The following is a 23849-nucleotide window of genomic DNA, read 5'->3' as shown; positions in this document are numbered from 1 at the left end:
TACTGTTTCCTCTGCGCGACACCCCCCGGGGTGATCGAGCAGGCCCCCTTAGCTCAGTCGGCAGAGCGTCTCCATGGTAAGGAGAAGGTCTACGGTTCGATTCCGTAAGGGGGCTCAGAGGGTCCGGCTGGACCCGCCACGGCGGTGTAGCTCAGATGGCAGAGCAAGCGGCTCATAATCGCTGTGTCGCCGGTTCAAGTCCGGCCACCGCTACTCTCGTCCTCCGGGCCCAGCCCGGTGGCCGGTGGGACGGGCGCCACAGGCGCCCACTTTGCATGTCCGCGTCGTCAGCGCGTAGGCTGACACGCCGTAGTTGTTCCGTGAGCGAGGAAGGCACTCCGCCGTGGCGAAGGCGACCGATGTTCGGCCGAAGATCACTCTGGCGTGTGTGGAGTGCAAGGAGCGCAACTACATCACGCGTAAGAACCGCCGTAACGACCCGGACCGCATCGAGCTGAAGAAGTTCTGCCCCCGGGACGGCAAGCACACCGTCCACCGCGAGACCCGCTGACCGCTGCCGGCGCAGCCGGTTCGCAGCAGCTTCTCGAACGCCGATCCACCTGACGGGTGGCCTCCGGGCCGCCCGACCGGGCGGATCGGCGTTCGTGTTTTCCGTGTAGGTTCGGCGGCATGTCCCTGGACCCGTCCTTCGTCGGCCGGACGTACCCGCCGACCGCCCCCTATCAGGTGGGCCGAGAAAAGATCCGCGAGTTCGCCACCGCCGTCGGTGCCACCGACCCGGCCCACCACGACCCCGAGGCGGCCCGGGCGCTGGGCCACCGCGACGTGGTGGCACCCCCGACGTTCCCGGTGGTCGTCACGATGGCGGCGAACCGGCAGGTGGTCGAGGATCCGGCGCTCGGCGTCGACTACAGCCGTGTGGTGCACGGCGACCAGCGGTTCGCGTACACCCGGCCGGTGGTGGCCGGGGACGAGCTGGTGTGCGTGAACACCATCGAGGAGGTCACCACCCGGGGCGGGCACGGCTTCCTGACCACCCGCACGGACGTGAGCACCGTGGACGGTGAGCCGGTGGTCGCCGTCTGGTCCAAGATCGTCGTACGCGGAGAGGGCTGAGGACATGGAGCTGCCCACCCAGACGTACCGGGTGACCCGCGCGGACCTGGTCCGCTACGCGGGCGCCTCGGGCGACTTCAACCCGATCCACTGGAGCGACCGCACCGCCACCGGCGTGGGTCTGCCGGGCGTCATCGCCCACGGCATGTTCACCATGGCGCTGGTCGGCCGGGCGGTGGCCGGCTGGGCCGGCGCGCCGGACGCGGTGGTCGACTTCGGCGTCCGGTTCACCCGCCCGGTGGTCGTCCCGGACACCGACGAGGGCACCGAGATCGAGGTGTCGGCGGTGGTCAAGGAGGTCACCGATGCGGGCCTGACCAGGCTCGACATCACCGCCACCTGCCGGGGTGAGAAGGTGCTGTCGCAGGCTCGGGCTCTGATCCGCACGACGCGCTGAGGGTTCGCCCGACGCGCGAGGGGCAGACCGGTTGGGAAAGTCGCACGACTACCCGTACACTGGTCCGCCGTGGGGCAAGTGACCCCCGCTCGGCACAGCGTGTCCGGGTGGAGGTGAGTTGCCACACAGGGGTGTAGCTCAATTGGCAGAGCAGCGGTCTCCAAAACCGCAGGCTGCAGGTTCAAGTCCTGTCACCCCTGCGCCTCAGGCCTGACCGTTCCGTGGGTCGCGCCGCCCTCACCGGCGGCGTCCGGCCCGTGGTGGTGGCACCGGTGGGGTGGTTCCGAGGCGTTCGGGCCCTCCCGGCCGGTCCGCCGGCCGCGGCCCGTCGCGGGACGGTTGGTCCGGCCGGCGTGACCAACACGCCGCGCACGCCGCCCGGCGTGCGACCCCATACCCGCACGGAGGGCGAAGTGGCCGAGAGCAAGCGCCGCGGCGAGGACGACGGCGACGAGCGTCTGAACGACGACGCGACCGTCGACGACGTGGCCGACGACGACGCCACCGACGCGGACGAGCCGGTCGCCCGGGGTGGCACCGCGACCCGCAAGCGGGCGCAGGCCGAGCCGGCCGAGGGCCGGAAGACCCGCAAGGACACCGAGCGGATCGGGCTGTTCGCCCGCATCGCGCGGTTCTTCCGCGAGGTCGTGGCCGAGCTGCGTAAGGTCATCTGGCCGACCCGCAAGGAGCTGCTGACCTACACGGCCGTGGTGGTCACCTTCGTGGCGGTGATGCTGGCGATCGTGGCCGGCCTGGACTACGGCTTCGCCAAGGCGGTGCTGTGGGTCTTCGGCGAGTCCAGCTGACCTGCGGACAGCGATACTGACGGAAGTGAGCGAGCGTGCCTGAGTACGACGAGACCGCCGGAACCCCGGACGACCAGTCCACGGTGGCGACGGCGGCCAACAACGAGTCGGTCGAGGCCGCCAGCGAGCCGGAGTTCCCGACCACCGAGCCGGCCCCGGACGAGGACTTCGACCCGGTCGCCGAGCTGCGCCAGAAGCTGCGCTACGCGCCCGGCGACTGGTACGTGGTGCACTCGTACGCCGGCTACGAGAACAAGGTCAAGACCAACCTCGAGACCCGGATCACCTCCCTCGACATGGAGGACTTCATCTACCAGGTCGAGGTGCCGACCCGGGAAGAGGTCGAGGTCAAGAACGGCAAGCGGTCGCAGATCCAGGCGAAGGTCTTCCCGGGCTACATCCTGGTCCGGATGGAGCTGACCGCCGAGTCCTACTCCTGCGTCCGGAACACCCCGGGGGTCACCGGCTTCGTCGGCGCCACCGACCGGGCCGACCGGCCGGCGCCGCTGAGCCTCGACGAGGTTCTCAAGTGGCTGGCCCCGGCGGTCGAGACCGAGCAGAAGAAGGCCAAGCCCGAGGTCAAGGTCCTCGACTTCGAGGTCGGCGACTCGGTCACCGTCACCGACGGCGCGTTCGCGTCGCTGCCGGCGACGATCAGCGAGATCAACGCCGACCAGCAGAAGCTCAAGGTGCTGGTGTCGATCTTCGGCCGGGAGACGCCGGTCGAGCTGAACTTCAACCAGGTCGCCAAGATCTGACGTACGTCGGCACCGGCGGCCCGCCCCTCCGGGGGTGGCCGCCGGTGCGCCGTTTCGCCGCCCGCCGACCTCGGCGCGGAGGGTGGCCGACGGCTGCGCTACCCTAGAACGTCGGCTGTCCGCACCGTGCTGACCGTGCGCGCCCGCGGACCGGCGAGAATCCCAGTTCCAAGCCCCAGGAAGAGACATGCCTCCGAAGAAGAAGCTCGTCAAGACGTTCACGCTTCAGCTCCCGGCGGGCCAGGCCACCCCGGCGCCGCCGGTCGGCCCCGCGCTCGGCCAGCACGGCGTGAACATCATGGAGTTCTGCAAGTCCTACAACGCGCAGACCGAGTCCCAGCGGGGCGACATCGTCCCCGCCGAGATCAGCGTCTACGAGGACCGCACCTTCACCTTCGTGCTGAAGACCCCGCCCGCCGCCCGGCTGCTGATCAAGGCCGCCGGTGTGCAGAAGGGCTCGGGCGTCCCGCACAAGGAGAAGGTCGGCTCGGTCACCCGCGCCCAGCTGCGCGAGATCGCCGAGAAGAAGATGGCCGACCTCAACGCCAACGACATCGACCAGGCCGAGAAGATCATCGCCGGCACCGCCCGGTCGATGGGCCTGACCGTCGCCGACTGATCTCGCTCCACCGCCCCACCCGATCTTTCTGTTCGTGGGAGGGCCGCGCACGCCGCGCGCCCGCCAGAGACCACAGGAGTCACCAGAAATGCAGCGCAGCAAGAGCTACCGCAAGGCCGCCGAGGTCATCGACCGGTCGAAGCTCTACACCCCCGTCGAGGCCGTCAAGCTGGCCAAGGACACCACCAACACCAAGTTCGACGCCACGGTCGAGGTCGCGATGCGCCTCGGCGTCGACCCCCGCAAGGCGGACCAGATGGTCCGCGGCACGGTCAACCTGCCGCACGGCACCGGTAAGACCGCCCGCGTGATCGTCTTCGCCGCCGGCGCGAAGGCCGAGGAGGCCGTCGCCGCGGGTGCGGACGAGGTGGGCACCGACGAGCTGGTCGCCCGTATCCAGGGCGGTTGGCTGGACTTCGACGCGGCGATCGCCACGCCCGACCAGATGGCCAAGATCGGCCGGATCGCGCGGATCCTGGGCCCGCGCGGTCTGATGCCGAACCCGAAGACCGGCACCGTGACCATGGACGTCACCAAGGCCGTCTCGGACATCAAGGGCGGTAAGATCACCTTCCGGGTGGACAAGCACTCCAACCTGCACCTGATCATCGGCAAGGCCTCCTTCTCGGAGAACCAGCTGGTGGACAACTACGCCGCGGTGCTGGACGAGGTGCTGCGGGCCAAGCCGTCCGCGGCCAAGGGCACCTACCTCAAGAAGGTCACCCTCACCACCACGATGGGCCCGGGCGTCCCGGTCGACCCGAAGGTCGTGAAGAACTTCCAGGAGGGCTCGGCCGAGGGCTGAGCACGCGTACTCCCGGACGGGGCCCCGCCACCACGACGTGGCGGGGCCCCGTCCGTCTGTCCGGTGTGGCACGCTCGGGCGCATGCGGCTCGACGGCGTCTGGCTCCGCTACCACCGGCACGGCCCGTGGGTGCTGCGGCAGGTCGACGTCGCGATCGGCCCCGGTGAGGCGGCGGTGGTGCTCGGCCGCAACGGCGCCGGCAAGTCCACGTTGCTCCAGCTCGCCGCCGGGGTGCTGCGCCCGAGCCGGGGCCGGGTCACCGACCGGCCGCCGGTCGTCGGCTGGGTGCCGGAACGCTTTCCCGCCGACCAGCCGTTCACCGTCGGGGCCTACCTGTCCGCGATGGGCCGCGTCGCCGGCCTGCCCGGCCCCGCCGCCGACCGGGCGGTGCGCCACTGGGTGGAGCGGCTGGGCCTGACCCGCTTCCACGACGTACGCCTGCCGCGGCTGTCCAAGGGCACCGCGCAGAAGGTCGGCCTGGCGCAGGCGCTGCTGCGCCCGCCCGGCCTGCTGGTGCTCGACGAGCCCTGGGAGGGGCTGGACGCCACCGCCCGCGAGGCGGTCCCCGAGATCATCGGCGAGGTGCTGGCGGGCGGCGGCGCGGTGCTGGTCAGCGACCACCGGGGCGAGACGGTCCGGCTCCCGGGCGCCCGGCACCTGTCGGTCACCGACGGCACGGTGACCGAGGAGGCGTCGTCGGGCGGTGCGGCCGCCGCCGTGGTCGAGCTTGCGGTGCCGGCCGCCGGGCTGGCCGCCGCCGTCGCCCGCCTGCGCGCCGACGGCCACCAGATCCTTCGGGTACGCGAACACGCCGTCCCGCCCCCGGCCACGCACCCGGTGCCGGCCTCCGCCGGCCCGTCGGGCACCGGCGGGCCGGGCGGCGCGTCCGCCGCTGGTTCCCCGGACCAGGCCGGTGCCGAGGGGGACTCGGCCCGGCCCGGGCCGGCGCCGGAGGTGACCAGGTGATCGCGTTGGTCCGGCTGCGGCTGGCCGGCTTCCTGCGTACCGGACGGGCGCTGGCGCCGGTCCTGGCCGGCCTGCTCGTCCTCGGCGTCCTCTACGGCGGTGGCCGGGCCCGGCCGGCGGAGGCCTACGGCGTCTCCGCCGTGGTGCTGTTCCCGGTTCTTGCCTGGCAGACCAAGATCTTGCTGGACGTGGAACCCGACGTGCAGCGCCGGATGGCCCGGGTGGTGGCCGGCCCGGCCCGGGAACGGGCGGCCGGGCTGCTCGCGGCGCTGGTGGCGGGGCTCGCCGTGGTGCTGCTCGCGCTGGCGCTGCCGTGGCCGCTGGGCGGGGTCACCGCTGCCGTCGGGCCGGGGGATCGGCCGGTGCTCGCCGGGGTGGCCCTGGGGTTCTGGGCGCACCTGCTCGCGCTGCCGGCGGCGGTGGCGCTCGGCGCGCTCGCCAGCCGGGCGGTGACGCGCAGCGCCGGCTACGGGGTGGCGGTGCTGGTCACCGGCGCGGTCGGGGTCGTGGTGCTCGGGCTGTCCGGTTCGGTCGTGCCGTGGCTGGCCCCGCCGGTGATGGCGACCGCGCGGGCGCTCACCGGGCCGGTCGCGGCCGGCGAGGGCCTGCTGCTGACCGGCTGGGCGGCGCTCTGGGCGGCGGTGGCGCTGACCGGCTACGCCTGGGCGCGGCGTACCCGGGCCTGACCGACGGGTGACCGGGAGCACTCGGCGCGATTTGGTGCTGCGGCGTGCGTCGCGTAACCTGGTGCGGTAGTTCCACCCAAAGACCGCTGGTCACCGTGCTCCGGCACGGTCGAAGGTCCCGCGACGACGGGCGACCCGCGCAGGGCGGTAAGCGAAAATCGGTGTCACGCACGGTCCGCCGACTGTGCCCGTGTCCCGGCCCCTCGCCCCGTGCGCCCTGCGCCGGGGCTTTTTCGTTGTCGTGATGCCTCCGCCGCCGTCGTCGAGCCTCGGCTCGCCGCCGGCGTACCAGCTCCGAGCAACGAGAGAGGAGGGACATGGCGGACAAGCCGATCCGGGCCGACAAGGCCACGGCCGTCGCCGAGCTGACCGAGAGCTTCCGCAACGCGGGAGCGACCGTGCTGACCGAGTACCGCGGGCTCACGGTTTCGCAGCTCACCCAGCTGCGGCGCTCGCTCGGCAAGGAGACCAGCTACACGGTCGCGAAGAACACGCTGGCGAAGCGTGCCGCGACCGATGCGGGCATCTCCGGCCTCGACGAGCTGTTCTCCGGTCCTACCGCGCTGACTTTCGTTTCGGGCGACGTCGTCGAGGCGGCGAAGGGGCTTCGCGACTTCGCGAAGGCCAACCCGAAGCTCGTCATCAAGGGCGGTGTCTTCGAGGGCAAGGCCATTTCCGCGGCCGAGGTCACGAAGCTCGCCGACCTGGAGTCCCGCGAGGTGCTGCTGGCCAAGCTGGCCGGCGCGATGAAGGGCAACCTGAGCAAGGCCGCGGCCCTGTTCCAGGCGCCGCTCTCCAAGGCCGCCCGCGCGGCGGCCGCCCTGGCGGACAAGAAGCGCGAGCAGGAGGGCGCCGAGGCGGCCTGAGGCCCGCCCGGCGCACCACGTTCTTAGTTTTCATTGCGAGAAAGGACGCCAGACATGGCGAAGCTCAGCACCGACGAGCTGCTCGACGCGTTCAAGGAGATGACGCTGATCGAGCTCTCCGAGTTCGTGAAGCAGTTCGAGGAGACCTTCGAGGTCACCGCCGCCGCTCCGGTCGCCGTCGCCGGCCCGGCCGGTCCGGGTGCCCCGGCCGCCGAGGCCGAGCCGGAGAAGGACGAGTTCGACGTCGTCCTCGACGCCGACGGTGGCAAGAAGATCCAGGTCATCAAGGTCGTGCGTGAGCTGACCGGCCTGGGCCTCAAGGAGGCCAAGGACCTGGTCGAGGCCGCGCCGAAGGCCGTCCTGGAGAAGGTCAACAAGGAGACCGCCGAGAAGGCCAAGGCCAAGCTCGAGGGCGAGGGCGCCAAGGTCACCATGAAGTGACCTTGCGCCACCTGACGCGCGTCCGGCTCACGTGAGCCGGGGCACATCGCGTCGCGGCGGGCGGTGATCCGGGAGACCGGGTCGCCGCCCGCTGTGTTGGTGCCACCCGCCGGCGGACGGCGTGAGCAGGGCGTACAGCGTCCTCTCATCGGCCGGTCAGCGACGTCTGTCGGTAGCCCGTCGGTGGGAAAGACACCCCGAGCGGTAACCGGCCCTTGACGCGGCACCGGCCTGCCAGGCACGCTGAACATCAGCAAGACCTTCCGCGCTTGCAACGGCCGCCTCTCGGGTAAGGGCAACGGCAGCACCGCCGCCGCGGCTCCCGAGCGGACCGGCAGGAGCGTCGCGTTCCGAGCGGCCCGGTCGACCCGGTTTTCCGAGGTCCCAGGGCTTGTTCCGCGACGACCTGCGGGGTGGGCTGGACAGCGGTTAGCCTCTCGGCTACACTGCTAGTTTGCGCTGCCTTCCGACTTGACCCCTGCTCGGAAATGTCCGATTGTGGATATTTCTGGTGGGGTCATTGGAGTGCACGCGTACCAGCCGTTCTGCAGCACCGGTCCTCGGAAGGACGCATCTTGGCAGCTTCCCGCCCTGCGAAGACCAGTCGTACGTCGAGCGCATTCGCGCCCCGCCGAGTTTCTTTCGGTCGGATCACCGAACACCTCGAGGTCCCCAACCTCCTCGCCATCCAGAACGAGTCCTTCGACTGGCTCGTCGGCAACGAGGCTTGGCAGGGCCGGTCGGCGGACGACCCGCACGCACGCTCGGGTCTCGCGGAGATCCTCGACGAGATCAGTCCCATTGAGGACTTCTCCGGCACCATGTCGCTCTCCTTCTCGGCTCCGCGCTTCGACGAGGTCAAGGCCTCGATCGAGGAGTGCAAGGAGAAGGACCTGACCTACTGCGCGCCGCTGTTCGTGACCGCGGAGTTCACCAACAACACCACTGGCGAGATCAAGAGCCAGACGGTGTTCATGGGTGACTTCCCGATGATGACGCCGAAGGGCACCTTCATCATCAACGGCACCGAGCGCGTCGTGGTCAGCCAGCTCGTCCGCTCGCCGGGCGTGTACTTCGACAAGCAGCCGGACAAGACCTCCGACCGCGACCTCTCCAGCGTCAAGGTCATCCCGAGCCGGGGTGCCTGGCTGGAGTTCGACATCGACAAGCGCGACACGGTCGGCGTTCGCATCGACCGCAAGCGCCGCCAGGCCGTCACCGTCCTGCTCAAGGCCATCGGGTGGTCCGCCGAGCGCATCCGTGAGAAGTTCGGCTGGTCCGAGCTCATGATGACCACGCTCGAGAAGGACCACATCGCCGGCCAGGACGAGGCCCTGCTCGACATCTACCGGAAGCTCCGCCCTGGCGAGCCGCCGACCCGTGAGAACGCCCAGACCCTGCTCGACAACCTCTTCTTCAACCCGAAGCGGTACGACGTCGCCAAGGTCGGGCGCTACAAGTTCAACAAGAAGCTCGAGCTGGACGTGCCGATCACCACCGGCACGCTCACCGAGGACGACATCGTCGCCACCGTGGAATACCTCTGCCGGCTGCACGCCGGTGAGGAGGGCTACGAGGCCGACGACATCGACCACTTCGGCAACCGTCGCCTGCGTACCGTGGGCGAGCTGATCCAGAACCAGGTCCGGGTGGGTCTCTCCCGGATGGAGCGGGTCGTCCGCGAGCGGATGACCACCCAGGACGTCGAGGCGATCACGCCGCAGACCCTGATCAACATCCGCCCGGTGGTGGCGGCGATCAAGGAGTTCTTCGGTACGTCGCAGCTGTCCCAGTTCATGGACCAGACCAACCCGCTGGCGGGCCTGACCCACCGGCGCCGGCTGAGCGCGCTCGGCCCGGGTGGTCTGTCCCGCGAGCGGGCCGGCTTCGAGGTCCGCGACGTGCACCCGTCCCACTACGGCCGGATGTGCCCGATCGAGACGCCGGAAGGCCCGAACATCGGCCTGATCGGCGCGCTGTCCACGTTCGCCCGGGTCAACCCGTTCGGCTTCATCGAGACGCCGTACCGGAAGGTCATCGACGGCCGGGTCACCGACCAGATCGACTACCTGACCGCGGACGAGGAGGACCGGTTCGTCAAGGCGCAGGCGAACGCCCCGCTGAAGTCGGACGGCACCTTCGCCGAGGACCGCGTCCTGGTCCGCCGTAAGGGCGGCGAGACCGAGGACGTCGCGCCGGGCGCCGTGGACTACATGGACGTGTCGCCGCGGCAGATGACCTCGGTCGCCACCGCGATGATCCCGTTCCTGGAGCACGACGACGCCAACCGCGCGCTCATGGGCGCGAACATGCAGCGTCAGGCGGTGCCGCTGGTCAAGGCCGAGGCCCCGCTGGTCGGTACGGGCATGGAGTACCGCGCCGCGGTCGACGCCGGTGACGTCGTCGTCGCCGAGGTCGGCGGTGTGGTCGAGGACCTGTGCGCGGACTACATCACCGTCCACCAGGACGACGGCCACCGCCGGACGTACCTGCTGCACAAGTTCCGCCGCTCCAACGCCGGCTCCTGCGTCAACCAGAAGCCGGTCGTCTTCGAGGGCGACCGCGTCGAGGCCGGTCAGGTCATCGCCGACGGTCCGTGCACCGACGAGGGCGAGATGGCGCTCGGACGCAACCTGCTGGTGGCGTTCATGTGCTGGGAGGGCCACAACTACGAGGACGCGATCATCCTGTCGCAGCGCCTCGTGCAGCAGGACGTGCTCACCTCGATCCACATCGAGGAGCACGAGGTCGACGCCCGGGACACCAAGCTCGGCCCGGAGGAGATCACCCGCGACATCCCGAACGTCAGCGAGGAGATGCTCGCGGACCTCGACGAGCGCGGCATCATCCGGATCGGCGCCGAGGTCGTCCCCGGCGACATCCTGGTCGGCAAGGTCACCCCGAAGGGTGAGACCGAGCTGACCCCCGAGGAGCGGCTGCTCCGCGCGATCTTCGGCGAGAAGGCGCGCGAGGTCCGGGACACCTCGCTGAAGGTGCCGCACGGCGAGACCGGCACGGTCATCGGTGTGCGTACCTTCTCCCGCGAGGACGGCGACGAGCTGCCCCCGGGCGTGAACGAGCTGGTGCGGGTCTACGTGGCCCAGAAGCGCAAGATCCAGGACGGTGACAAGCTCGCGGGCCGCCACGGCAACAAGGGCGTCATCTCCAAGATCCTGCCGATCGAGGACATGCCGTTCCTGGAGGACGGCACCCCGGTCGACATCGTGCTGAACCCGCTCGGTGTGCCGTCCCGGATGAACATCGGCCAGGTCCTGGAGACCCACCTCGGGTGGGTGGCCAAGACCGGCTGGAGCGTGGACGGCGACGACGCCGAGTGGAAGCGCCAGCTCCGCTCGATCAACGCGCACGAGTCCGAGCCGGACACCAACGTGGCCACTCCGGTCTTCGACGGTGCCCGCGAGGAGGAGATCTCCGGTCTGCTGGCGTCGACCCTGCCCAACCGGGACGGCAACCAGCTCATCGGGGGCAGCGGCAAGGCGCAGCTGTTCGACGGTCGTTCCGGCGAGCCGCTGCCCGACCCGATCGCGGTCGGCTACGTCTACATCCTGAAGCTCAACCACCTGGTCGACGACAAGATCCACGCCCGGTCGACCGGCCCGTACTCGATGATCACGCAGCAGCCGCTGGGTGGTAAGGCGCAGTTCGGTGGCCAGCGCTTCGGTGAGATGGAGTGCTGGGCCATGCAGGCGTACGGCGCCGCCTACGCCCTGCAGGAGCTGCTGACCATCAAGTCCGACGACGTCCTGGGCCGGGTCAAGGTCTACGAGGCGATCGTCAAGGGCGAGAACATCCCCGAGCCGGGCATCCCGGAGTCGTTCAAGGTGCTGCTCAAGGAGCTGCAGTCGCTGTGCCTCAACGTCGAGGTGCTCTCCAGCGACGGTGTGGCCCTGGAGATGCGCGAGACCGACGACGAGGTGTTCCGGGCGGCGGAGGAGCTGGGCATCGACCTGTCCCGGCGCGAGCCGAGCTCGGTCGAAGAGGTCTGAGGTGGTGATCCGGGGCAGGGTGACCCTGCCCCGGATCCCACTCGTTAGCTAGCAGTACAGACGACGACATAGGGGACATAGTGCTCGACGTCAACTTCTTCGACGAGCTGCGCATCGGCCTCGCCACCGCTGACGACATCCGTCAGTGGTCCCACGGCGAGGTCAAGAAGCCCGAGACCATCAACTACCGCACCCTCAAGCCGGAGAAGGACGGGCTCTTCTGCGAGAAGATCTTCGGTCCGCAGCGGGACTGGGAGTGCTACTGCGGTAAGTACAAGCGGGTTCGCTTCAAGGGCATCATCTGCGAGCGCTGCGGCGTCGAGGTGACCCGCTCCAAGGTTCGCCGGGAGCGGATGGGTCACATCGAGCTGGCCGCTCCGGTGACCCACATCTGGTACTTCAAGGGCGTGCCGAGCCGGCTGGGCTACCTGCTGGACCTCGCCCCCAAGGACCTCGAGAAGATCATCTACTTCGCCTCGTACGTCGTGACGAGCGTGGACGCCGAAGCGCGTCACCGCGACCTCTCGACCATCGAGAACGAGATCCTCGCCGAGAAGCGGCAGGCCGAGAACAGCCGCGACTCGGAGATCGAGAAGCGGGCCGCCAAGCTGGAGGCCGACCTGGCCGAGCTGGAGGCCGAGGGCGCGAAGGCGGACGTCCGGCGCAAGGTCAAGGAGGGCGGAGAGCGCGAGATGCGCCAGATCCGCGACCGGGCCCAGCGCGAGATCGACCGCCTCGACGAGGTCCTCGACACCTTCCGCAAGCTGGAGCCGAAGCAGCTGGTCACCGACGAGCTGCTCTACCGCGAGCTGCGCGACCGCTTCGGTGAGTACTTCACCGGCAGCATGGGCGCCGAGGCGATCAAGGCCCTGGTCCAGAACATGGACCTGGAGGCCGAGGCCGAGAACCTGCGCGAGACCATCCGCTCCGGCAAGGGCCAGCGGAAGATCCGGGCGCTCAAGCGGCTCAAGGTCGTCGCGGCGTTCCAGAACACCCGCAACTCGCCGCTCGGCATGGTGCTGGACTGCGTCCCGGTCATCCCGCCGGACCTGCGCCCGATGGTGCAGCTCGACGGTGGCCGCTTCGCGACCTCCGACCTGAACGACCTGTACCGGCGTGTGATCAACCGGAACAACCGCCTCAAGCGGCTGATCGACCTCGGCGCGCCCGAGATCATCGTCAACAACGAGAAGCGGATGCTCCAGGAGGCCGTCGACGCGCTGTTCGACAACGGCCGCCGTGGTCGTCCGGTCACCGGCCCGGGTAACCGGCCGCTGAAGTCGCTGTCCGACATGCTCAAGGGCAAGCAGGGCCGGTTCCGTCAGAACCTGCTCGGCAAGCGCGTCGACTACTCCGGCCGTTCGGTCATCGTGGTCGGCCCGAAGCTCAAGCTGCACCAGTGCGGCCTGCCCAAGCAGATGGCGCTGGAGCTGTTCAAGCCGTTCGTGATGAAGCGGCTGGTCGACCTCAACCACGCGCAGAACATCAAGTCCGCCAAGCGGATGGTCGAGCGGCAGCGGCCGGTCGTGTGGGACGTGCTGGAAGAGGTCATCGGCGAGCACCCGGTGCTGCTGAACCGCGCGCCGACCCTGCACCGCCTGGGCATCCAGGCCTTCGAGCCGCAGCTGGTCGAGGGCAAGGCCATCCAGATCCACCCGCTGGTCTGCACCGCGTTCAACGCCGACTTCGACGGTGACCAGATGGCGGTCCACGTGCCGCTGTCCGCCGAGGCCCAGGCCGAGGCGCGGATCCTGATGCTGTCGTCGAACAACATCCTCAAGCCGGCCGACGGCAAGCCGGTCACCATGCCCACCCAGGACATGGTCATCGGTCTGTACCACCTCACCCACCTCACTCCGGGGGGCAAGGGCGAGGGCCGGGCGTTCAGCTCGGACGCCGAGGCGCGGATGGCGTACGACAACGGCGAGCTGCACCTGCAGGCTCCGGTCCGGATCCGGCTGCGCGACGTGGTCGGGGTGGACAACGGTGCCGGCGCCGAGCCGTGGACCGCCCCCGAGGGGTGGACCGAGGGCGAGCCGGTGACCGTGGAGACCACGCTGGGCCGGGTCCTGTTCAACGAGACGCTGCCCCCGGGCTACCGCTTCGTGAACTACGAGATCCGCAAGGGCCAGCTCTCCGCGATCGTCAACGACCTCGCCGAGCGCTTCCCGAAGGTGGCCCTGGCGGCCACCCTGGACGGGCTCAAGGAGGCCGGTTTCCACTGGGCCACCTGGTCCGGCGTCACCATCGGCATGGAGGACGTCATCGCTCCGCCGCGCAAGCGGGAGATCCTGGAGCGGTACGAGAAGGAAGCCGACCGGATCGACAAGCAGTACCAGCGTGGTCTGATGACCGCCGAGGAGCGCCGCGGCGAGCTCATCGAGATCTGGACCAAGGCGACCAACGAGGTCGCCAAGGAGATGGACACCGCGCTGCCGCAGGAGAACCCGCTGTGGAAGATGATCAACTCGGGTGCCCGCGGTAACCTGCTCCAGCTCCGGCAGATCGCGGCGATCCGTGGTCTGGTGGCCAACCCGAAGGGCGAGATCATCCCGCGGCCGATCAAGGCCAGCTACCGGGAGGGTCTGTCCGTGCTGGAGTACTTCATCTCCACGCACGGTGCCCGTAAGGGCCTCGCGGACACCGCCCTGCGTACCGCCGACTCGGGTTACCTGACCCGGCGTCTGGTGGACGTCTCGCAGGACGTCATCATCCGCGAGGAGGACTGCGGCACCGACCGTGCCATCCCGATGCAGATCGGTGAGCGCATCGACGGCAAGCTGGTCGTGCACGAGCACGCCGAGACCAGCGTGCACGCCCGGACGCTCGCCGACGACATCAAGGGCCCGGACGGCACCGTGGTCGCCCACCGCGGCCAGGACATCAACTCCATCGGGGTCGACGCGATCGTCGCCGCCGGCGTGGAGACGGTGCGGGTGCGCAGCGTGCTCACCTGCGAGTCGAAGCTGGGCGTCTGCGGTGCGTGCTACGGCCGCTCGCTGCCGACCGGCAAGACCGTGGACGTCGGCGAGGCGGTCGGCATCATCGCCGCCCAGTCGATCGGTGAGCCGGGTACGCAGCTGACGATGCGTACCTTCCACACCGGTGGTGTCGCGGGTGAGGACATCACCCAGGGTCTGCCCCGTGTCCAGGAGATCTTCGAGGCCCGGGTGCCGAAGGGTAAGGCGCCCATCGCCGACACCCCGGGCCGCATTCGGATCGAGGACGGCGAGCGGTCCCGCAAGATCGTGGTCATCCCGGACGACGGCAGCGACGAGATCGTCTACGACAAGATCTCGAAGCGGGTCCGGCTCCGGGCGCACGACGGCGACCACGTCGAGGTCGGCGAGAAGCTCACCGAGGGCACCATCGACCCGCACGAGCTGCTGCGCATCCTCGGCCCGCGTGCGGTCCAGGTCCACCTGACCCAGGAGGTCCAGGAGGTCTACCGCTCGCAGGGTGTGCTCATCCACGACAAGCACATCGAGATCATCATCCGCCAGATGCTCAAGCGGGTGACGGTGATCGACTCCGGCTCGACCGAGTTCCTGCCGGGTGTGCTGGTCGACCGGGCGCTGTTCGAGTCGGAGAACCGCCGGCTCGTCGGCGAGGGTGGCGAGCCCGCCGCCGGTCGCCCGGTGCTGATGGGTATCACCAAGGCCTCGCTGGCCACTGACTCCTGGCTGTCGGCGGCCTCCTTCCAGGAGACCACCCGGGTGCTGACGGACGCGGCGATCCACGCCCGCAGCGACTCGCTGATCGGCCTCAAGGAGAACGTGATCATCGGTAAGCTCATCCCGGCCGGTACGGGCATCAGCAAGTACCGCAACGTCCGGGTCGAGCCGACCGAGGAGGCGAAGGCCAAGGTCTACTCGATGACCGGCTACCCGGAGACCGACTACGGCTTCGGGCCGGCCAGCGGCCAGGCGGTTCCGCTGGACGACTTCGACTTCGGGTCGTACCGCTAAGCAGTAGGCAACGACGAGGCCCCCGGCATCCGCCGGGGGCCTCGTCGCGTCCGGAGTGCCGGGACCGGGGGACCGGATCCGGGGCATGATGGAGGCATGACGACCGTGCCCGGGCAGGCGCCCGTCGTGCCTCAGGCGTACCGCCATCCGCAGGATCCGGAACCGGTCCGCTCCACGAAGGCCCGCGCCGTCTTCGCGCTCGGGCTGATCGGCGCGCTCACCGGGTTCTTCATCGGCGGGGCGGTGCCGGCCACCATCGCGCTCGTGCTCGCCCGGCAGGCCCGCCGGGAGGCGTACGCGTCGGGTGGTTATCTCACCGGCGCGGACTGGCTGCGGCGCGGCGAGCAGATGGCGCGGACCGGCCTGGTGCTGACCGCCGCCGCGGTCGTCGCGGCGGTGGTGATCGGGGTGGTCCGGGCCGCGGACGCGTCGTTCGGCCACGATTTCGCGCCGAACTTCGACTGACCCGGTGGGGGAGCGGGCCCGCGCCCGCCCACCTCGCAATGATCGGCGGCGGTAGCCTGGCCGGTGTCCGCCGCGCGGCGGGCGTGTGGACAGGAGGACCCCGTGACGGAACCGGCCGCGCCGGGAGGCGACCCGACCCGCCCCGGGCCGTACCCGCCGGGTCCCGCGTCCGCGCCGGCGCACGGGCCGTACCCGGGGGGTCCACCGGCGCACGGGCCGGGGTTCGCGGCGTACCCGGGGAGTCAGCCGGTGCACGGCGGCGGGTGGCCGGCACCGGGGAGCGCGCCGGGCCACGGTGGCTGGGGCCCGCACGGCGGGCCGGCGCTTCCGCCCCCGCCGGCCGAGACGCCGCGGCCGCCGAAGCGGGTCGACGCGGTGCCCGGTACGCCGTTCGGCGTGGTCCACCTCGACGTGCCGCCGGTCACCTCCGGCCTGGCGATCGGGTCGCTCGTCGCCGGTATCGCCGCGATCGGGGTGTCGCTGCTGGTGTTGTGCTTCGGCCTGGCCGGCCGCAACGTGGGCGGCGCCTGGGCGGCGGGCGCGTTCACCGTGCTGGGCGGGCTGATCGGCGTCGGCGCGATGGTGGCCGGGTTGCTCGCCCGGCGGCAGATCCGGCGGCCGGCGCCGCCGCCGTCGGTGCGCTTCACCGGCGCCGGCCTGGCCGTGGCGGGAATCTCCTGCGGGGCGGCGGGCCTGCTGTTCGGCCTGATCGGGCTCGCGCTGGCCCTGGTGGTGCAGATCACGTGACGCCGTGTCTGCGACGCCTGCGGCCGGTGACCTGGGTTGTGCGGTATGTCCGGGTGCCCGAAGGCCGGGCGGTGTCGGGGCCGCCGGGTCGTGCGGCGGGCGAGCCGGTACACTTGTCACTGTAGGTGCCCATCACCGGCGCATCGGCGACCCGGAGACCGGGCGGCGGACCGCACAGCGGTCCTTCCCGACCCATCCGTTTTGACCGGCGCGGCTGTGGTAGGTACTCTTTCCCCTTGTGCCCGGGCCCGCCCGGGCAATGCGTGCGTGCGCTGGAACCGGTCAGCCGGTGATCGCGCGGTCGCACCACCAAGACCAGAAGATCCGGTACGACGCGTCAGCGGCCGGCACCGGAACCGTGACTCGGGCGACACGCCCGACCGCGGGTGCTGGGGAGCCGTCAGGCGGCCCTGGTTGGAATGTAGGAGAGCCGCCCACCCGGACGGCTGGAGCAGACGGCGCGGTCGCCTCGCAGCGGCCGAAGGGAGCGGAGAAACCCGGTGCCCACCATTCAGCAGTTGGTCCGAAAGGGCCGTCAGGCCAAGACGACCAAGACCAAGACCCCGGCGCTCAAGGGGTCTCCCCAGCGGCGCGGCGTGTGCACCCGCGTGTACACCACCACCCCGAAGAAGCCGAACTCGGCGCTGCGCAAGGTCGCTCGTGTCAAGCTCAGCAGCCAGATCGAGGTGACCGCCTACATCCCGGGCGTCGGCCACAACCTCCAGGAGCACTCGATCGTGCTCGTGCGCGGCGGTCGTGTGAAGGACCTCCCGGGCGTGCGGTACAAGATCGTGCGCGGTTCGCTGGACACCCAGGGTGTCCGCAACCGCAAGCAGGCTCGCAGCCGCTACGGCGCGAAGAAGGAGAAGAGCTGACATGCCGCGTAAGGGACCCGCTCCGCGGAAGCCGCTGGTCGCTGACCCGGTGTACAACTCGCCCCTGGTCACCCAGCTGGTGAACAAGATCCTGCTGCGCGGCAAGCGTCAGCTCGCCGAGCGCATCGTGTACGCCGCCCTGGAGGGCTGCCGCGAGAAGTCCGGCACCGACCCCGTCGTCACGCTCAAGCGCGCGATGGACAACGTCAAGCCGACCCTCGAGGTGCGCAGCCGCCGTGTCGGTGGCGCCACCTACCAGGTTCCGGTCGAGGTCCGGCCGTCCCGTGCGACCACGCTCGGTCTGCGCTGGCTGGTGACCTACTCCCGCGCCCGTCGCGAGAAGACCATGGTCGAGCGGCTGATGAACGAGCTGCTGGACGCGAGCAACGGCCTCGGCGCCGCCGTCAAGCGGCGTGAGGACACGCACAAGATGGCCGAGTCGAACAAGGCCTTCGCGCACTACCGCTGGTAACACCTGAGGTTCCGGCGCCCACCGGCGCCGGAACCGCCACCAGTTGTGTCGAGACGACGATAAGTAGGGATTGAAGTGGCCGCCGCAGACGCGCTCGCCAACGTACGCAACATCGGCATCATGGCCCACATCGATGCCGGTAAGACCACTACCACCGAGCGAATCCTGTTCTACACCGGCATCACGTACAAGATCGGTGAGGTCCACGAGGGCGCCGCCGTCATGGACTGGATGGAGCAGGAGCAGGAGCGCGGTATCACCATCACTTCCGCCGCCACCAAGTGCGAGTGGAAGGGCCACACGATCCAGATCATCGACACGCCCGGCCACGTCGACTTCACGGTCGAGGTCGAGCGGTCGCTGCGTGTTCTGGACGGTGCGGTCGCGGTCTACGACGGCGTGGCCGGCGTGGAGCCCCAGACGGAGAACGTCTGGCGGCAGGCGGACAAGTACAACGTCCCCCGGATGTGCTTCGTCAACAAGCTCGACCGGACCGGCGCCGACTTCTTCCGCTGCGTGCAGATGATGATCGACCGGCTCAACGCCACCCCGCTGGTCCTCCAGATCCCGATCGGCGCCGAGTCCGACTTCATCGGCGTGGTCGACCTGGTCGAGATGCGTGCGCTGACCTGGCGCGGCGAGACCCAGAAGGGTGAGGACTACGCGGTCGAGGACATCCCGGCCGACCTCGCCGACTCGGCCGCCGAGTGGCGCGAGAAGCTGATGGAGACCCTCGCCGACGTCGACGACTCGGTGATGGAGAAGTACCTCGAGGGCGAGGAGATCTCGGTCGACGAGATCAAGGCCGCCATCCGCCGGGCCACCATCGCCGGCAAGGCCAACCCGGTCCTCACCGGTACCGCCTTCAAGAACAAGGGCATCCAGCCGATGCTGGACGCGGTCGTCGCGTACCTGCCCTCGCCGCTGGACATCCCGGCGATCGAGGGTACGGCCACCGACGGCGAGACCCCGCTGCAGCGGAAGCCCTCGGTCTCCGAGCCGTTCTCCGGCCTGGCCTTCAAGATCCAGACCGACAAGCACCTCGGCAAGCTGACGTACGTCCGGATCTACTCCGGCACGCTCGAGTCCGGTTCTCAGGTGATCAACTCCACCAAGGACCGCAAGGAGCGGATCGGCAAGATCTACCAGATGCACGCCAACAAGCGGGAGGAGCGCAGCTCCGCCCAGGCCGGCGACATCATCGCGGTGCAGGGTCTGAAGCAGACCACCACCGGTGACACGCTGTGCGACCCGGCGAACCCGGTCATCCTGGAGTCGATGACCTTCCCGGAGCCGGTCATCGAGGTGGCCATCGAGCCGAAGACCAAGGCCGACCAGGAGAAGCTCAGCACCGCCATCCAGCGGCTGGCCGAGGAGGACCCGACCTTCCGCGTCAAGCTGGACGACCAGACCGGTCAGACGGTCATCTCCGGCATGGGCGAGCTTCACCTGGACATCCTGGTCGACCGGATGCGCCGCGAGTTCAACGTCGAGGCGAACATCGGTAAGCCGCAGGTGGCGTACCGCGAGACCATCCGCCGCAAGGTGGAGAAGGTCGAGTACACCCACAAGAAGCAGACCGGTGGTTCCGGCCAGTACGCTCGCGTGATCATCAGCGTGGAGCCGCTGCCGCTGGGCAACGACGCCCCGACGTACGAGTTCGCCAACGCGGTGACCGGTGGCCGCATCCCCCGGGAGTTCATCCCCTCGGTGGACGCGGGTGCGCAGGACGCCATGCAGTACGGCATCCTCGCCGGCTTCCCCCTGGTGGGCGTCAAGCTCACCTTGGTGGACGGCCAGTACCACGAGGTCGACTCGTCGGAGATGGCGTTCAAGATCGCCGGCTCGATGGCGATGAAGGAGGCGGCCCGCAAGGCCGACCCCGCTCTCCTCGAGCCGATGATGGCCGTTGAGGTCACCACTCCGGAGGAGAACATGGGTGACGTCATCGGCGACCTCAACTCCCGGCGTGGCATCATCCAGGCGATGGAGGAGCGCAGCGGCGCTCGCGTCGTCCGGGCTCTGGTGCCGCTGTCGGAGATGTTCGGCTACGTCGGCGACCTGCGGTCGAAGACCCAGGGCCGGGCTAGCTACAGCATGCAGTTCGACTCCTACGCCGAGGTTCCGGCCTCGGTGGCCAAGGAGATCATCGCCAAGTCGACGGGTGAGTGACACTCACCCTCGGCTGATCCGATGACGCGAGGGCGGTCGCGGGAGGGTTCTCCCGCCCGCGGCCACCTCGATCGGGTTGCGTGAGACCGGGCCTGTAGGCTTCATCGCCGCAGAACCCACAAAAGCTCTCCGGCCTTCCGGCCGGAAAGGCTGTCGACAGAGTCCTAAGCGCCGAACGGCGCGCCGGGGCGAACGAACCAAGAAAGTCCACAGGAGGACACCAGTGGCGAAGGCGAAGTTCGAGCGGACTAAGCCGCACGTCAACATCGGCACCATTGGTCACATCGACCACGGTAAGACGACGCTGACGGCGGCCATCACCAAGGTCCTGCACGACCAGTACCCGGACCTGAACCCGTACACGCCGTTCGACGAGATCGACAAGGCGCCGGAGGAGAAGGCCCGCGGCATCACGATCTCCATCGCGCACGTCGAGTACCAGACCGAGGCGCGTCACTACGCGCACGTCGACTGCCCCGGTCACGCCGACTACATCAAGAACATGATCACCGGTGCCGCGCAGATGGACGGCGCGATCCTGGTGGTGGCGGCGACCGACGGCCCGATGCCGCAGACCCGCGAGCACGTGCTGCTGGCCCGTCAGGTCGGTGTGCCGTACATCGTCGTGGCGCTCAACAAGAGCGACATGGTCGACGACGAGGAGCTCCTGGAGCTCGTCGAGCTCGAGGTCCGTGAGCTGCTCTCCTCGCAGGAGTACCCGGGTGACGACCTGCCGGTCGTCCGGGTCTCGGCGCTGAAGGCCCTCGAGGGCGACCCGGAGTGGACCGGGAAGCTCCTGGACCTGATGAACGCCGTGGACACCGCGATCCCGCAGCCGGAGCGCGAGACCGAGAAGCCGTTCCTCATGCCCATCGAGGACGTCTTCACGATCACCGGTCGCGGCACCGTGGTCACCGGTCGCGCCGAGCGCGGCATCCTCAAGCCGAACGAGGAGGTGGAGATCGTCGGCATCCGTGAGAAGTCGATGAAGACCACCTGCACCGGCATCGAGATGTTCCGCAAGCTGCTCGACGAGGCCCGCGCGGGTGAGAACGTCGGTCTGCTGCTGCGCGGCATCAAGCGCGAGGACGTCGAGCGCGGCATGGTCGTCATCAAGCCGGGCACCACGACCCCGCACACGGAGTTCGAGGCGACGGTCTACATCCTCTCCAAGGAGGAGGGCGGCCGGCACACCCCGTTCTTCCAGAACTACCGCCCGCAGTTCTACTTCCGGACCACGGACGTCACCGGCGTCGTCACGCTGCCCGAGGGCACCGAGATGGTCATGCCGGGCGACAACACCTCGATGACGGTGAAGCTGATCCAGCCCATCGCCATGGAGGAGAACCTGAAGTTCGCGATCCGCGAGGGTGGTCGTACGGTCGGCGCGGGTCGCGTCACCAAGATCATCAAGTGAGCTGGGTAACCCCGATTAGCGTCGCCGCCGGTCGTGCGGCATACTAGTCAGGTTGCGTAACGACAGTCGGTCGCCTGCGTCCGGTTAACGCTGGACCTCCGGGAGTCAGACTGTCTCGCGTAGGGTGGTTGATCGCCATCGGCGGTCAACCACCCTCGCGCGGCGTCCAGGTCGCGGCCCCCGCGATCGGCGCCATGACCCACCGCGTGGTCAGAGAATCGCTCCGGAGTCCCGGGGCGGAGCCTGGCCCACGGGCGCGACACGCCCGACCGCGGGGGTCGGCGGAAGTGGGCCTGTGCCAGCCGGTACAGGCGCCCGCAACACAGCGGCATCGAGAGAAGGAACAGAAGCCACCATGGCGGGACAGAAGATCCGCATCCGGCTCAAGGCCTATGACCACGAGGTCGTCGACTCCTCGGCTCGGAAGATCGTCGAGACGGTGACGCGTACCGGGGCGCAGGTCGCTGGCCCGGTGCCGCTGCCCACGGAGATCAACCGTTTCTGCGTCATCCGCTCGCCGCACAAGTACAAGGACTCGCGCGAGCACTTCGAGATGCGTACGCACAAGCGTCTGATCGACATCATCGACCCGACCCCGAAGACGGTCGACTCGCTCATGCGCCTCGACCTGCCGGCTGGCGTCGACATCGAGATCAAGCTGTAGGGACCGGACAAATGGACAGGCAAGTCAAGGGGATCCTGGGCGCCAAGCTCGGCATGACCCAGGTCTGGGACAACAACAAGGTTGTGCCCGTGACCGTGGTTCAGGCCGGCCCGTGCGTCGTGAGCCAGGTTCGTAGCGCCGACAAGGACGGCTACTCCGCGGTCCAGCTGGCGTACGGGGTCATCGACCCGCGCAAGGTCAAGAAGCCGGTCGCCGGCCACTACGCCAAGGCGGACGTCGCGCCGCGCCGGCACATCGTCGAGCTGCGCACCTCCGACGCCGCGGACTACGCGCCGGGCCAGGAGGTCACGGTCGAGGAGTTCCCGGCCGGCGTCGTGATCGACGTGACCGGCAAGACCAAGGGCAAGGGCTACGCCGGCCCGATGAAGCGGCACGGCTTCCACGGTCTGCGTGCCAGCCACGGTGTCGAGCGCAAGCACCGCTCGCCCGGCTCGATCGGCGCCTGCGCGACCCCGGGTCGCGTCTTCAAGGGCACCCGGATGGCGGGCCGGATGGGTGGCGTGCGCTACACCGTCCAGAACCTGACCGTCCAGGCGGTCGACACCGAGAACAACCTCCTGCTCGTCCGCGGCGCCATCCCCGGCCCGAAGGGCGCGCTGGTCCTGGTCCGCACTGCGGCCAAGGCGAAGGTGAAGAAGGGCGGTGCGGCCAAGTGACCACCGTTGACGTCATCAACGTCGAAGGCGCCAAGAGCGGCTCCGTCGAGCTGCCGGCCGACATCTTCGACGCGCAGGCCAACATCGCCCTGATGCACCAGGTCGTGGTGGCCCAGCTCGCGGCGGCCCGTCAGGGTACGCACAAGACGAAGACCCGCGGCGAGGTCTCCGGTGGAGGCAAGAAGCCGTACAAGCAGAAGGGCACCGGTCGTGCCCGCCAGGGCTCGACCCGCGCGCCGCAGTTCGCCGGCGGTGGCGTGGTCCACGGCCCGGTGCCGCGCGACTACAGCCAGCGCACCCCGAAGAAGATGAAGGCCGCCGCCCTGCGTGGCGCCCTCTCCGACCGGGCCCGCGCCGGCCAGGTGCACGTCGTCGAGGCGTTCGTCTCCGGCGAGAAGCCGTCCACCAAGGCGGCCCTGGCCACGCTGACCAAGCTCACCGAGGCCCGTCGGGTCCTGGTCGTGCTGAGCAGCACCGACGAGCTGAACTGGGTGTCGCTGCGGAACCTGCGTAACGCGCGGGACAGCCGGGTGCACCTGATCGAGGCCGGCCAGCTCAACACCTACGACGTGCTGGTGGCCGACGACGTGGTCTTCACCAAGGAGGCCCTGGACGAGTTCCTGGGCGTTCCCGCCGAGACCACCGAGGAGGATGGCAAGTGAGCACGATCGCCGATCCGCGTGACGTCATCGTCGCGCCGGTCGTCTCGGAGAAGAGCTACAGCGAGCTGAACCGCAACTGGTACACCTTCCTGGTGCACCCGGACGCCAACAAGACCGAGATCAAGATCGCTATCCAGCAGATCTTCAACGTCCGCGTCCTGACGGTCAACACGCTCAACCGCGAGGGCAAGCGCAAGCGGACCCGTACCGGGTTCGGCAAGCGCAAGGACACCAAGCGCGCGATGGTGAAGCTGGCTGACGGTGACCGTATCGAGGCCTTCGGCGGCCCGGTCAGCTGAGG

Annotated in this window: 23 protein-coding genes and 3 tRNA genes; all 26 read left to right on the top strand. The window is 69.4% G+C overall.

Annotation, left to right across the window (positions count from 1 at the left end; all coding sequences use genetic code 11):
- Positions 1 to 42: 42 nt before the first annotated feature.
- The 26 genes from IRY44_RS17800 (at position 43) to rplW (ending at position 23847) form a co-directional block, all read left to right on the top strand.
- Positions 43 to 115: transfer RNA gene (locus tag IRY44_RS17800), tRNA-Thr, on the top strand.
- 25 nt (positions 116 to 140) lie between these two features.
- Positions 141 to 213, top strand: a tRNA-Met gene (locus IRY44_RS17795).
- Positions 214 to 343: 130 nt separating this feature from the next.
- Positions 344 to 511 (top strand): 50S ribosomal protein L33, encoded by a 168-nt coding sequence (gene rpmG, locus IRY44_RS17790; protein ID WP_013288652.1) that lies wholly within the window; start codon positions 344 to 346, stop codon positions 509 to 511.
- A 119-nt stretch (positions 512 to 630) separates the two neighbouring features.
- A complete protein-coding gene (locus IRY44_RS17785) occupies positions 631 to 1077 on the top strand; it encodes a MaoC family dehydratase N-terminal domain-containing protein (RefSeq protein WP_194801432.1) in 447 nt (148 codons plus the stop codon).
- Positions 1078 to 1081: 4 nt separating this feature from the next.
- Positions 1082 to 1474, top strand: a complete 393-nt coding sequence (locus tag IRY44_RS17780) for a MaoC family dehydratase (RefSeq protein WP_194801431.1) — start codon at positions 1082 to 1084, stop codon at positions 1472 to 1474.
- Between the two features lie 127 nt (positions 1475 to 1601).
- Positions 1602 to 1674: transfer RNA gene (locus tag IRY44_RS17775), tRNA-Trp, on the top strand.
- A gap of 213 nt (positions 1675 to 1887) precedes the next feature.
- Positions 1888 to 2280 (top strand): preprotein translocase subunit SecE, encoded by a 393-nt coding sequence (secE, locus tag IRY44_RS17770; protein ID WP_013288649.1) that lies wholly within the window; start codon positions 1888 to 1890, stop codon positions 2278 to 2280.
- Between the two features lie 35 nt (positions 2281 to 2315).
- Positions 2316 to 3038: a transcription termination/antitermination protein NusG gene (gene nusG / locus IRY44_RS17765; protein ID WP_194801430.1), complete on the top strand. Its 723-nt coding sequence runs from the start codon at positions 2316 to 2318 to the stop codon at positions 3036 to 3038.
- A gap of 187 nt (positions 3039 to 3225) precedes the next feature.
- Positions 3226 to 3657: a 50S ribosomal protein L11 gene (gene rplK, locus IRY44_RS17760; protein WP_013288647.1), complete on the top strand. Its 432-nt coding sequence runs from the start codon at positions 3226 to 3228 to the stop codon at positions 3655 to 3657.
- A gap of 88 nt (positions 3658 to 3745) precedes the next feature.
- The gene (gene rplA, locus IRY44_RS17755; RefSeq protein ID WP_135242081.1) at positions 3746 to 4462 is read left to right on the top strand and encodes a 50S ribosomal protein L1; all 717 of its coding nucleotides are present in this window, start codon (positions 3746 to 3748) and stop codon (positions 4460 to 4462) included.
- An 82-nt stretch (positions 4463 to 4544) separates the two neighbouring features.
- The gene (locus IRY44_RS17750; RefSeq protein ID WP_194801429.1) at positions 4545 to 5429 is read left to right on the top strand and encodes an ATP-binding cassette domain-containing protein; all 885 of its coding nucleotides are present in this window, start codon (positions 4545 to 4547) and stop codon (positions 5427 to 5429) included.
- Positions 5426 to 6115 (top strand): hypothetical protein, encoded by a 690-nt coding sequence (locus IRY44_RS17745; RefSeq protein ID WP_194801428.1) that lies wholly within the window; start codon positions 5426 to 5428, stop codon positions 6113 to 6115. Before IRY44_RS17750 ends, IRY44_RS17745 begins: the two co-directional genes overlap by 4 nt.
- Before the next feature lie 317 nt (positions 6116 to 6432).
- Positions 6433 to 6981 (top strand): 50S ribosomal protein L10, encoded by a 549-nt coding sequence (gene rplJ / locus IRY44_RS17740; RefSeq protein WP_120573081.1) that lies wholly within the window; start codon positions 6433 to 6435, stop codon positions 6979 to 6981.
- Between the two features lie 54 nt (positions 6982 to 7035).
- On the top strand, positions 7036 to 7422 hold the full coding sequence (gene rplL / locus IRY44_RS17735; protein WP_120573082.1) for a 50S ribosomal protein L7/L12: 387 nt from the start codon (positions 7036 to 7038) through the stop codon (positions 7420 to 7422).
- Positions 7423 to 7997: 575 nt separating this feature from the next.
- Entirely contained in the window at positions 7998 to 11429 is a 3432-nt protein-coding gene (locus tag IRY44_RS17730) for a DNA-directed RNA polymerase subunit beta (protein WP_013288641.1), read from the top strand.
- A gap of 80 nt (positions 11430 to 11509) precedes the next feature.
- Positions 11510 to 15397 (top strand): DNA-directed RNA polymerase subunit beta', encoded by a 3888-nt coding sequence (locus IRY44_RS17725; protein ID WP_194801427.1) that lies wholly within the window; start codon positions 11510 to 11512, stop codon positions 15395 to 15397.
- Positions 15398 to 15493: 96 nt separating this feature from the next.
- Positions 15494 to 15862, top strand: a complete 369-nt coding sequence (locus IRY44_RS17720; protein ID WP_194801426.1) for a hypothetical protein — start codon at positions 15494 to 15496, stop codon at positions 15860 to 15862.
- 375 nt (positions 15863 to 16237) lie between these two features.
- On the top strand, positions 16238 to 16609 hold the full coding sequence (locus IRY44_RS17715) for a hypothetical protein (protein ID WP_194801541.1): 372 nt from the start codon (positions 16238 to 16240) through the stop codon (positions 16607 to 16609).
- Positions 16610 to 17109: 500 nt separating this feature from the next.
- Positions 17110 to 17484 (top strand): 30S ribosomal protein S12, encoded by a 375-nt coding sequence (rpsL, locus tag IRY44_RS17710; RefSeq protein WP_007465318.1) that lies wholly within the window; start codon positions 17110 to 17112, stop codon positions 17482 to 17484.
- Between the two features lies 1 nt (position 17485).
- Positions 17486 to 17956 (top strand): 30S ribosomal protein S7, encoded by a 471-nt coding sequence (rpsG, locus tag IRY44_RS17705; RefSeq protein ID WP_013288637.1) that lies wholly within the window; start codon positions 17486 to 17488, stop codon positions 17954 to 17956.
- 75 nt (positions 17957 to 18031) lie between these two features.
- On the top strand, positions 18032 to 20128 hold the full coding sequence (gene fusA, locus IRY44_RS17700) for an elongation factor G (protein WP_194801425.1): 2097 nt from the start codon (positions 18032 to 18034) through the stop codon (positions 20126 to 20128).
- 223 nt (positions 20129 to 20351) lie between these two features.
- Positions 20352 to 21545 carry an elongation factor Tu gene (tuf, locus tag IRY44_RS17695; RefSeq protein WP_013288635.1) on the top strand — a complete coding sequence of 398 codons (1194 nt, stop codon included), beginning with the start codon at positions 20352 to 20354 and terminating at the stop codon, positions 21543 to 21545.
- Between the two features lie 355 nt (positions 21546 to 21900).
- Positions 21901 to 22209 (top strand): 30S ribosomal protein S10, encoded by a 309-nt coding sequence (rpsJ, locus tag IRY44_RS17690; RefSeq protein WP_007073037.1) that lies wholly within the window; start codon positions 21901 to 21903, stop codon positions 22207 to 22209.
- A gap of 11 nt (positions 22210 to 22220) precedes the next feature.
- The gene (gene rplC, locus IRY44_RS17685) at positions 22221 to 22886 is read left to right on the top strand and encodes a 50S ribosomal protein L3 (RefSeq protein WP_120573086.1); all 666 of its coding nucleotides are present in this window, start codon (positions 22221 to 22223) and stop codon (positions 22884 to 22886) included.
- A complete protein-coding gene (gene rplD, locus IRY44_RS17680; protein WP_135242074.1) occupies positions 22883 to 23548 on the top strand; it encodes a 50S ribosomal protein L4 in 666 nt (221 codons plus the stop codon). The genes rplC and rplD overlap by 4 nt, the downstream gene beginning before the upstream one ends.
- Positions 23545 to 23847, top strand: coding sequence for a 50S ribosomal protein L23 (rplW, locus tag IRY44_RS17675; protein ID WP_013288632.1), 303 nt, complete (start codon positions 23545 to 23547; stop codon positions 23845 to 23847). The genes rplD and rplW overlap by 4 nt, the downstream gene beginning before the upstream one ends.
- The last annotated feature ends 2 nt before the right edge of the window (positions 23848 to 23849 follow it).

This window comes from Micromonospora sp. ANENR4, from assembly GCF_015354395.1.
Taxonomy (GTDB): Bacteria; Actinomycetota; Actinomycetes; order Mycobacteriales; family Micromonosporaceae; genus Micromonospora; species Micromonospora aurantiaca.
This window is presented reverse-complemented; position numbering and strand designations above follow the sequence as displayed.

Coding starts and splice junctions, on each gene's coding strand:
- IRY44_RS17785 (WP_194801432.1), top strand. CDS start 631: ATGTCCCTGGACCCGTCCTTCGTCGGCCGGACGTACCCGCCGACCGCC.
- IRY44_RS17780 (WP_194801431.1), top strand. CDS start 1,082: ATGGAGCTGCCCACCCAGACGTACCGGGTGACCCGCGCGGACCTGGTC.
- rplK (WP_013288647.1), top strand. CDS start 3,226: ATGCCTCCGAAGAAGAAGCTCGTCAAGACGTTCACGCTTCAGCTCCCG.
- rplA (WP_135242081.1), top strand. CDS start 3,746: ATGCAGCGCAGCAAGAGCTACCGCAAGGCCGCCGAGGTCATCGACCGG.
- IRY44_RS17750 (WP_194801429.1), top strand. CDS start 4,545: ATGCGGCTCGACGGCGTCTGGCTCCGCTACCACCGGCACGGCCCGTGG.
- rplJ (WP_120573081.1), top strand. CDS start 6,433: ATGGCGGACAAGCCGATCCGGGCCGACAAGGCCACGGCCGTCGCCGAG.
- rplL (WP_120573082.1), top strand. CDS start 7,036: ATGGCGAAGCTCAGCACCGACGAGCTGCTCGACGCGTTCAAGGAGATG.
- IRY44_RS17720 (WP_194801426.1), top strand. CDS start 15,494: ATGACGACCGTGCCCGGGCAGGCGCCCGTCGTGCCTCAGGCGTACCGC.
- rpsG (WP_013288637.1), top strand. CDS start 17,486: ATGCCGCGTAAGGGACCCGCTCCGCGGAAGCCGCTGGTCGCTGACCCG.
- rpsJ (WP_007073037.1), top strand. CDS start 21,901: ATGGCGGGACAGAAGATCCGCATCCGGCTCAAGGCCTATGACCACGAG.
- rplC (WP_120573086.1), top strand. CDS start 22,221: ATGGACAGGCAAGTCAAGGGGATCCTGGGCGCCAAGCTCGGCATGACC.